General features: G+C 46.7%; 12 protein-coding genes. 5 read left to right on the top strand and 7 right to left on the bottom strand.

Annotated features, from left to right (window positions below):
* Positions 1-308 precede the first annotated feature (308 nt).
* Positions 309-749 carry a peroxiredoxin gene (locus QT974_RS10565; RefSeq protein WP_293157736.1) on the bottom strand — a complete coding sequence of 147 codons (441 nt, stop codon included), beginning with the start codon at positions 747-749 and terminating at the stop codon, positions 309-311.
* 228 nt (positions 750-977) lie between these two features.
* Between QT974_RS10565 and QT974_RS10560 the strand changes: the two genes are divergently transcribed.
* The 5 genes from QT974_RS10560 (at position 978) to ileS (ending at position 6,748) form a co-directional block, all read left to right on the top strand.
* Positions 978-1,244: a hypothetical protein gene (locus QT974_RS10560; protein WP_333468442.1), complete on the top strand. Its 267-nt coding sequence runs from the start codon at positions 978-980 to the stop codon at positions 1,242-1,244.
* Positions 1,245-1,342: 98 nt separating this feature from the next.
* Positions 1,343-1,477 (top strand): hypothetical protein, encoded by a 135-nt coding sequence (locus QT974_RS10555; protein ID WP_333468441.1) that lies wholly within the window; start codon positions 1,343-1,345, stop codon positions 1,475-1,477.
* 97 nt (positions 1,478-1,574) lie between these two features.
* Positions 1,575-1,985, top strand: a complete 411-nt coding sequence (locus QT974_RS10550; protein WP_333468440.1) for an Npun_F0494 family protein — start codon at positions 1,575-1,577, stop codon at positions 1,983-1,985.
* A 350-nt stretch (positions 1,986-2,335) separates the two neighbouring features.
* Positions 2,336-2,899, top strand: coding sequence for a Uma2 family endonuclease (locus QT974_RS10545; RefSeq protein ID WP_333468439.1), 564 nt, complete (start codon positions 2,336-2,338; stop codon positions 2,897-2,899).
* Between the two features lie 267 nt (positions 2,900-3,166).
* On the top strand, positions 3,167-6,748 hold the full coding sequence (gene ileS, locus QT974_RS10540; protein WP_333468438.1) for an isoleucine--tRNA ligase: 3,582 nt from the start codon (positions 3,167-3,169) through the stop codon (positions 6,746-6,748).
* Here the strand turns inward: ileS and QT974_RS10535 are convergent.
* The 6 genes from QT974_RS10535 to QT974_RS10510 all read right to left on the bottom strand — a co-directional run.
* Positions 6,745-6,879: a hypothetical protein gene (locus QT974_RS10535; RefSeq protein WP_333468437.1), complete on the bottom strand. Its 135-nt coding sequence runs from the start codon at positions 6,877-6,879 to the stop codon at positions 6,745-6,747. The two genes, ileS and QT974_RS10535, sit on opposite strands and share 4 nt — an antisense overlap.
* Positions 6,876-7,139, bottom strand: a complete 264-nt coding sequence (locus QT974_RS10530) for a hypothetical protein (protein WP_333468436.1) — start codon at positions 7,137-7,139, stop codon at positions 6,876-6,878. Before QT974_RS10530 ends, QT974_RS10535 begins: the two co-directional genes overlap by 4 nt.
* 36 nt (positions 7,140-7,175) lie before the next feature.
* Positions 7,176-7,469, bottom strand: coding sequence for a hypothetical protein (locus tag QT974_RS10525; protein WP_333468435.1), 294 nt, complete (start codon positions 7,467-7,469; stop codon positions 7,176-7,178).
* 10 nt (positions 7,470-7,479) lie between these two features.
* Complete coding sequence (locus tag QT974_RS10520) at positions 7,480-7,815, bottom strand: XisI protein (protein WP_333468434.1); 336 nt, start codon at positions 7,813-7,815, stop codon at positions 7,480-7,482.
* Positions 7,803-8,222, bottom strand: coding sequence for a XisH family protein (locus QT974_RS10515; RefSeq protein WP_333468433.1), 420 nt, complete (start codon positions 8,220-8,222; stop codon positions 7,803-7,805). The genes QT974_RS10520 and QT974_RS10515 overlap by 13 nt, the downstream gene beginning before the upstream one ends.
* Positions 8,223-8,363: 141 nt before the next feature.
* Positions 8,364-9,864: COR domain-containing protein (locus QT974_RS10510; RefSeq protein ID WP_333468432.1), on the bottom strand; the 1,501-nt coding region annotated here is incomplete at its 5' end.

Here is a 9,864-nt window from a genome sequence, read left to right as displayed (position 1 = left end):
ATTAGTTATAATCCCATATTGTATGCGGTCATGCTTCGCCCCTACAAACATATTTGCCTTGCGCCAGATGCACCCCGGCGAATATGGGATCTCGATCCGCTATACATATCGACAATTTCACATATCCGCACCCGATCGCAATAGTTTTACAAACAAACACAAAATTTATTCTGTAGCAATCTTTTGTGAAAATGGTATTACAAAAAAATCCGGTTTCTACGAGAAGGTTGCGTGTAGCAACGAGATATCTCGGAAGAAACCGGATTTTTAGCTTTTTAGTGCGTTCAGGAATGTTAGACTGACGGCGACTAAACTATGGTGACCAGAATATCTTGAGCGTGAGAGTCAACCTTCATAGTTTCCCCTTCATAAACCTGAATGATTTTGCCAGTACCGTCAATGACAAAAGTCACGCGCTTGGCATAATCACCTTTCTCAACATCGTAAGCTTTGGTAATCGCGCCATCAACATCTGCTAATAGTTGAAAAGGCAAACCGTACTTCTCTGTAAACTTTTGGTGTGATTCTTCGTTGTCGCGGCTGACACCGAGAACTACAATATCTTTGCCCTTGTATTCTTCATGGGCTGCTTTGAAGCTTTGAGCTTGTCTGGTGCAGCCGGGGGTGTCATCTTTGGGATAGAAATACAAGATGACGGTTTTACCCGTGAAGTCGGAGAGGGAGACGGTTTTGCCGTTTGTGTCTTTGGCGGTGAATTGAGGAGCCGCGCACCCAACTGGTAATGTCATAGTTTTGTGTTTCTGGGGATTGATAAAGATATTTTAGTTGATTGTGGGCTGTTGTTGTCAATCTCTTAAATTTAGATTCGGAATTGAGCGACCAGAATGTAAAATCTACCTTTCGGAATAGTTTCGATGGGTAACTTTGTGCCTTGACTGACGGGCGATATTGTGTTAGATTGGGGGCGCGTACTCCGAATTTGCTGACGATATTAAACTTGATGAAGTAAGTAAAATATGATAGATTTTTATACTGTTGTTATGCGAAAAAGTGCCAATTATTGGGTGGCGCTGTGTTTGGAAAATGGATTGGTTGGACAAGGAAATACTCCCGAACAATCCATCGATAAGCTCAAACAGGCGATCGAGTCATTTTCCGAAGTATATGAATCAGAGTCTGATGTTTATATCAGCCCTCTTTCTATTACTGAGTTACACGAATTTCTGACTTTAGAAGATGGAGAAGCCTCAGACACTTATGAACTAAGAAAAGTTTATGCCTAAAAATCTTCCATCTTTAAAACCTAAAGCATTAATTAAAATTTTAGAACAAAACGGATGTCTGTTTTACCCAGAGGGGAAAGGGGATCGTAGGTTTGTATGTGCGTGAAATTAAAGGCAGCAAAAGGATTGTTCCGATTGATATCGGTGCTGGGGAAATGTCACCCGCTTATGTGTTGCGTATTTTCAGGCAATTTGGGTTTACAGATCCAGAAATTGAGGGGATGATTAGTTAACTCACAGTTAAATTAACTTGTAAGGTGCGTCAGACATTGATTATTGCGATAAATCTGTAACAATTAAAAATATAGTACCTGTTCAAAAGTTCTCTCAATGACTTTTATCCCATCGGAAGCGTTTAAATCTATTAGTTATCCCAGCCGCACTGTCAAAAGAGCCGATCGCGCGATCCGGTGCAGCCCTTTTAAATTACACTTCTTCCAGACCATCCGCGATAACAGTGTTTTCCTAAGTGCGATCGCCTCAAATGCAGGTGTTGAAAGCGGCTACACCCGATCGCCCGTAGCCGAACTCACAGCCGAAAATTCCCTGCTGTGGCTGATTCAAGTCGGCGTGTTGCGGCGCGAAGTAGACGGACAAGGAATTACCGACAGTTTTCGCCTCACGCCCCTGGGCCGCCAACTTGTGGAAAAATGGGAAGGGGAAGGAGATAAAGTACCGGATGCTTCATTGTGCGATCGCGTTAACAATGCCTTTAGCCGCGGGTTGGGACTGTTTGTATGAGCGTTTCTCGCTTGCGACAGTCCGACAGTCCGACAGTCCGACAGTCCGACAGTCCGACAGTCCGACAGTCCGACAGGGAATGAATTCCCTGTCGAGAGAGCGAAAGTCCTCTGAAAGAGGACTATTGAATGGATAATTTCTATGCAAGAGCTCTTTTGGATCGGACTCAAGAATTTACAGTCGGCGACCGACGACTTCAGCTATGAGGCAGGGGTTTGAACCCCTGCCGGATCTGTGGGCTCGGTAGAATGTTGTGGGTTCGGTAGAATGTTGTGGGTTCGGTAGAATGTTGTGGGCTCGGTAGAATGGATCGATAGGATCGATCGCCCCCATCTTCACTACAAACAGCAATGGTTCAAACTCCGACTAAACCTTTAACTCTCGACGAATTTCTCCAACTCGCGGAAACCAAACCCGCCAGCGAATTCATCGACGGTCAAATTATCCAGAAACCTATGCCTCAAGGAAAACACAGCACAGTTCAGCTTGACCTCGGTGGTGATATCAACCGGGTACTCAAACCGCAACACATCGCCCGCGCCTATTCAGAATTACGGTGCACCTTTGGCGGTCGATCGACTGTTCCCGATGTTACAGTCTTTACTTGGGAACGGATTCCCCGCGATGAGAATGGAAAAGTCGCCAACACCTTCGCCATCGCCCCCGACTGGACGATTGAAATCCTTTCCCCAGACCAAAGTCAAACCAAAGTTGTCCGCAACATCCTCCACTGTCTCGCCCACGGAACCCAGATGGGCTGGTTAATTGACCCGGAAGAAGAACTGGTATTTGTCTATTTTGCCGATCGCACCATAGCAGTTTTTGAACAACCGGACGATCGCATTCCCGTTCCAACCTTCGCCGAATCCTTCAATCTCACTGTCGGTGAATTGTTCGGTTGGCTGAGTGAGTAACGCAACCTCGATTTGTTGATGAATGATTTAACCAGAGAGGGCGCAGAGGGCGCAGAGGAGGAGAAGAGATATCTCTCTACGGATTTGGTTCGATCGAATGTGCAGTCGATCGCTTATACTGGAATATCTGGTTGTGTGCTCTTCAAGGACGAGAGAAAACTAAAGTCTTTACTACAAACTTAATTATGATTATTTAATCGGACTTGATATCAACTCTCAAATAACCGCTAACTACTAACAACTAACTAGATAAAACGTTTCTCAAAAATGGAAGCTAAATCCTACAAAGACACAGTAAATTTGCCCAAAACCAAGTTTGATATGCGTGCCAACGCCACCAAACGCGAACCAGAATTGCAACAATTTTGGGCAGATGGAGAAATCTACGATCGCCTTTCCAAGGATAACCCAGGGGATTTGTTCATCCTCCACGACGGCCCGCCCTACGCCAACGGACAACTCCACATCGGCCACGCCCTCAACAAAATCCTTAAAGATTTTATCAACCGCTACCAAATGCTGCGCGGTAAAAAAGTCCGCTATGTCCCCGGTTGGGATTGTCACGGATTGCCGATCGAACTTAAGGTATTGCAAAACATGAAATCGGACGATCGGCTAAATCTTACCCCGATCGACCTCCGCCGCAAAGCCGCCGCCTTCGCGCAGCAAACAATGGAACAGCAGCGCACATCCTTTCAGCGCTACGGCGTTTGGGGCGACTGGGAACATCCGTATTTAACCCTGAAACCCGAATACGAAGCCGCCCAAATCGGCGTTTTCGGTCAAATGGTGCTCAAAGGCTACATCTTCCGCGGCTTCAAACCCGTGCACTGGAGTCCGAGCTCGAAAACAGCCCTCGCCGAAGCGGAATTGGAATATCCCGAAGGCCACGTTTCGCGCAGCATCTACGTGGGCTTTCACGTCAGAAAATTGTCAAAATCTTTGCAAACGAAGCTCAAGCGCTATATGCCGAGCCTCTGGGCGGCGATTTGGACGACTACCCCCTGGACGATTCCGGCAAATTTGGCGATCGCCGTCAATCCCGAACTGACTTATGCAGTGGTGGAACCGCCGGCAGATTCCCACATCGCCCAACAATTTATGTTAGTTGCTGTCGATGCAGTAGATCGACTGTCGGCAACTTTGAACACGGAATTAAAAATCCTGGCTACCTTCCCAGGTAAAGATTTAGAAGGTTCCACCTACAAACACCCGCTGTTCGATCGCGAAAGCCCGATCGTGGCCGGTGGCGATTACATTACCGCTGACTCAGGAACCGGATTGGTGCACACCGCACCGGGCCACGGACAAGAAGACTTTATCGTCGGAAAACGCTGCGGTTTGCCAGTTTTAACCCCCGTCGATGAAAACGGAAATTTCACCGCCGAAGCAGGACAGTTTGCAGGTTTAAATGTCCTCGGAAATGGCAATGCCGCAGTCATTGATGCCCTTGCCGAAGTAAATTGTTTGATTAAAGAGGAAGCTTATCCTCACTCCTATCCTTACGATTGGCGGACTAAAAAGCCGACGATTTTTCGGGCGACTGAACAGTGGTTTGCATCCGTTGAAGGGTTCCGCGACGAAGCGTTAAAGGCGATCGCCGGTGTGAATTGGATTCCGGCGCAAGGGGAAAATCGGATTACTGCAATGGTAGGCGATCGATCGGATTGGTGCATCTCCCGCCAGCGGACTTGGGGCGTTCCCATTCCGGTATTCTACGACGAAGAAACCAACGAACCGCTGTTAAATGAAGAGACGATCTCGCACGTGCAAGCTATTTTTGCCGAGATCGGTTCCGATGCTTGGTGGGAAATGCCGATCGCCGAATTGTTACCGGAATCATACCGCAACAACGGCCGCACTTACCGCAAAGGCACAGACACGATGGATGTGTGGTTTGACTCGGGTTCTTCCTGGGCTGCTGTGGCCGCATTGCGATCGGAATTAAACTATCCTGCCGATATCTATTTGGAAGGTTCAGACCAACACCGCGGCTGGTTTCAATCGAGCTTGCTCACCAGTGTAGCAACTAACGGCATCGCTCCTTACAAAACAGTTTTGACTCACGGTTTTGTACTGGATGAAAAAGGCCGCAAGATGAGCAAATCTGAAGGCAATGTCGTCGATCCGGCGTTAGTCATCAAGGAATATGGCGCCGATGTTTTGCGATTGTGGGTGTCTTCGGTAGACTACTCCGCCGACGTGCCTTTAGGCAAAAACATTCTCAAACAGCAGTCGGATGTTTACCGCAAGATTCGGAATACAGCGAAGTTTTTGCTGGGGAATTTGCACGACTTCGATCCGGCAAAAAATGCCGTAGCTTTCGAGGATTTGCCGGAACTCGATCGCTATATGCTGCACAGAATGGGCGAAGTTTTTGCGGAAGTTCAAGAAGCTTTTGAAAGTTTCCAATTTTCGCGATTCTTCCAAACAGTGCAGAATTTCTGTACCGTGGATTTGTCGAATTTCTACTTAGATGTTGCCAAAGATCGACTTTACATCAGCGCGACAGATTCACGGCGCCGCCGCAGTTGTCAGACAGTGATTGCGATCGCAGTCGAGAATTTAGCCAGGGCGATCGCACCTGTGCTGTGTCACATGGCTGAGGATATTTGGCAGTACATTCCTTATCAAACACCGTACAAGTCAGTATTTGAGGCTGGTTGGGTGCAAGTTGATGCTAAATGGCACAATCCCGAATTGGCGACTCGCTGGCAATATTTGCGGCAAGTACGCGGCGAAGTTAACAAGGTTTTGGAACAAGCGAGGACCCAAAAGGCGATCGGTTCTTCTTTGGAAGCTAAGGTTTTATTGTACGTTCCCGATGTCGCAAAAAGAGCGCAATTGCAAGCTTTGAATCCGAGTAGCGAAGAATTGGTGGATTACGTGCGATCGCAAAACGCAGCCATCCAACTAGCAGAAGAAGAGAAAGCCAAAGCAGTACAAGACAAACAAGAATCACAAGCAGCAAGTGTTGCCAAAGTCTTGACAGAAAAGACAGTTCATGTTGAAGAGAAAACTGTCGCTCTTGGCGATGCAGCTTCTGAGATAGTAGAATATTCTGCCCCGGAAGCATCGGCTTTAGATTTGCAGGAAATGTTAGATAAAAGCGCCCAGTTTGTGGCGGATTTGCCTAAGCATGCCGGCAACTTTTTCACAGAATACCAAACATTGCTGGTAACGCTGGGGCTGTTAGCTTCTGTGGTGATAACGGGTAGAGTAACCCTGGCGGTTTTGGATACAATGAATCAGATTCCGCTATTGGGCGGATTGTTTGAAATCATCGGCATCTTGTTTACAATCTGGTTTGCTTTCCGTCACTTGCTGTTTGCAGAAAGCCGCCAAGAAATGGCACAAACAATTGATTCGCTGACAGCAGACGTGCTTGGAAAGTCAACGGCGCTGGTACTTGTAGAAACAGAGGCGATCGTCCTTTCGCTTCCAGTAGAGACAGCGCTTGTACCAATACAGGCGATCGCCCAGACAGCCCCAGTCGAACAAGTGTTTGCAGAAACACCCGAAATCCAGACAGCAGAATTAAGTGCGATCGCGCCCCAAGCAGAAATTCCTGCGGAAATAGCTGTACACCACCATTCTGCAAGTGCTAGCAACGGTGTAGACGAACTGCGCTACTTGTTCATTACTTCGGAAGTAGAACTGATAGAATCGAATGCAGCGATCGAGGAATTGCCGTACAGTTACCAATCTCCAGAGTTGGCGATTGGTGTAGTTAAAGCAGACGGCCAAAAGTGCGATCGATGCTGGAACTACTCTACTCATGTCGGAGAGTCGATCGAACATCCGGTAATTTGCGATCGCTGCGTATCAGCAGTTGACGGCAAATTCTAACCGCCGTCCCCAACTCTTGTGGGATGGGCTTCTAGCTCGTCCCCAACTCTTGTGGGATGGGCTTCTAGCCCGTCCCAAATATACAATTCAAAGGCAGAACACCCTAACAATATTGAGTCTTGAAGATTCATTTTTTATTCTCATCATCGCTTTCTACAACTCTACGTTTCCTCAACAAATTGAAGCATAAAAGCACAGCAAAAGGCAGGAAAAATACAACTGCTGGAACAATCCAAAAAGCACCACCGCCAATCAGAACATCGCCATCTGGTGTCGTACAGCTAGAATTAGCCGCCTCGATACAGTCCCGCCATTTCCAGTACCGCACATAAAACAGATAAAAGAAAAAAGAAGAGCAAAACAGACAGACAGTCATGATAAGATAAGACATCTGATTGCAACAACAAAAGTTGATTGAAAAAGTTTTCTATTTCTTATTAAAAAAACGGCAGACAAATTCACCAGGATTGTTTTGTCCAAACCCCAAAACAGTGCCATCTTGCTTAACCGTACTGTGGCTGCGGCAATTGTAGACTTCCAGAGGCTGCTTGACTCCATCCACACTCAAAATTACCCTGTATTCCCAGTAGTTTTTCGCACTGCGCTTGATATCGACAATGCAAATCTCGCGCCCTTGATAGTTGCGACAGACAGAAGCCTGGGCCGGAAGCGCGACGCAGAAAAAACAGATTAATAGCAACAAGTAGCAAACATATTTCATGATTCGCGATCTATTCTACTGCATAACCAGTGTACTTCCGCATTGACGGCGGTTGAAATCCCCAAACAATATCTTCCTTTGGAACTCCTGCTATGACTAAATTCTCAGCAATATCATCTTCAGTCGCATTCCACTGAAGCCAAATTTTCCCGCCCTTAATATCAATGTGAATACTACAGTGATGAACTCTCTTTTGGTCATCCCAACCCACTAGAAAAACTTGGTAGTAATCTCGTTTTGTATCAAAAATTGTCTCGACTTCAATGTCTCCGTGAGCTGGCTTGTGCTTGCCATATTCCTGCAACATTTGCTGCACAATTTCTCGATATTTGATTAATTTTTCCATTGTACAATTGCCTCATTTGCTATATCGTACACTATCATTTTTACCTGATTTTCTTCCACCCTTGCTTTCGGAAACTCCAGTTGAAAGAATTCTTCATAAGTTATTAGCGGTACAGCCAAGTACAAAATGCGATCGCCTTCTTTTTGCTTCAGTGCCGCTCGATAATTGATGAACTGCCCCAATGCTCTATGAAATTCCGAGATTGGCGATGATTTTGCTAAAAAACTTTTGACCTCAACAGCAATTTTATCACCTTGCCTTTCTGCCGCAATCAGCTTTTCGGCTCCCAGGTCGATCGACATATCGACACCGCCCACACTAATTTGAAACGGATCGTGGGTGATGCGCCAGCCGTCCTTTTGTAAAGCTATTTTGACAACTTCATGAAAAATATCTTTGGCCGACATAATCAATTGATAAATAACTTACTTACTATTATCATACCTCTTAACCGCTACGGAATGACGCTGAATAAAGAAACCGGGTTTTCAGCGAATTTGTGGGTTGGAATGAAATATTTCGTAAAAAACCCGGTTTCTGGGCCACATTTAACGTGCCGACGGTAGCTGGATTTCGATACCGAGTTTTTGACCAACATCGATCGCACTACTAGCAAAATCAGTCATCCCTGCGATCGGAATTGCGATCGCAGTACCCGCCGCAATCATCGCAGTCAAGCTCTTCTTTAACCTGGCTTTATTCCATTGACCTTCCGGTTTCTTAATCTCGGTTTCGACATCTTCAATATCAATAATTATCCCATCGCGAATGTCTTCGGGAAACTGAGTCGCGGTTTCGCGCATTGATGAAATTAATTTGAGAATTTCCGCCGTATTTGCGTTATTGTTTTGAATAAACTCGTTATTGCTAACTGTAGCGTTATCGCTGCCGATCACACCGGACATCGGGCCGTTGAAGTGGTTGGTTTTGGAAGAGTTTTCAGTCATAACTTTTGCTTCTGCTGTAATATTAGTGGGTTTGCTAGCGAGTCGTTTAGCGATATCTATAATGTCATCATATTCTCTTCCGTATTTTTCATCGCCCATTTGCCTTCTGCGCCGAAGTTCGATCGACTCATAGCCATCCAGCAGCGATCGCAAATCCAGTTTAAGTTTAAGTTTCCCGACGCGCACCGTATTCTCGCCCATATCCTCCAATCCTAGCAACTCCTCGTAATCCAGCGGATCGGCATCGGGATAACCCCGAACCGGCACCCATTGACTGATTTCCAGATTCGCAAAAGAATTGTGGATTTTGGTAAACGTATCCCGAATCATGCTGAGGAAAGAACGCCGCGTCGATTCCCGCCCGCTAACAGCAATAAAGATTTTCTCATCTTCCGGATCGGATTTAATTCGGGCGATATTGTACACTTCCTTGCCTTCCGTGTACTCCAGCATTACCCCCGTGCGCCAGTGGGTGCAGTTGTGGATTTTCTCGTGCATCAGGACGATGAAACGCGACAGGATGCTGTCGGGGAGGATGCGGTAGTGATATTGAAATTCCAGGGTTTCGCCTTTGAGTTCGGTGTTTTCCGGTTCTTCTTTCGGCAAGATGCCGGGAATCAGGAAAGTCCGTGGGGTGCAATGGCTGAGGGGGAAGCAGAGTTGAAATTCGCCCATCAACTCGGTGAGACAGTTGTAACGGTGGCTGGGATATTTCGTGGCATCCAGGATGCGGCTGAGGTCGGCGTGGGTGAGAATGCCTTTGGTTTTGACTTTGAGTGCGTCATCGCTGAGAAGGGCATAGATGCCTTCCGTCACCCAGTGGGGATTGAGGATGTTGGTGGATTGCAGGATCGGGTGTTCGCGGAAGTTGAGGACAATGCCCAGGTTGTGCAGCAATCCGATGAGTTGGGTTTGGTCGGTTTCTGCCAGGATGTTTTCGGTGGCGCAGATGGTGGCGTATTCGCTGATGCTGATGAAATCTTTGTCGAGGTTTTCCAGGCGCTGCTTGACTTGGAACCAGCTTAGCGGCAAAAGATCGTAGACTTCATATTTATGTCCAAATGCTTCATCCTCTTCAACGGGGACGCGAGAACTGGTGTCA

This window comes from Microcoleus sp. BM001215392 (genome assembly GCF_036700185.1).
GTDB lineage: Bacteria > Cyanobacteriota > Cyanobacteriia > Cyanobacteriales > Microcoleaceae > Microcoleus.
This window is presented reverse-complemented; position numbering and strand designations above follow the sequence as displayed.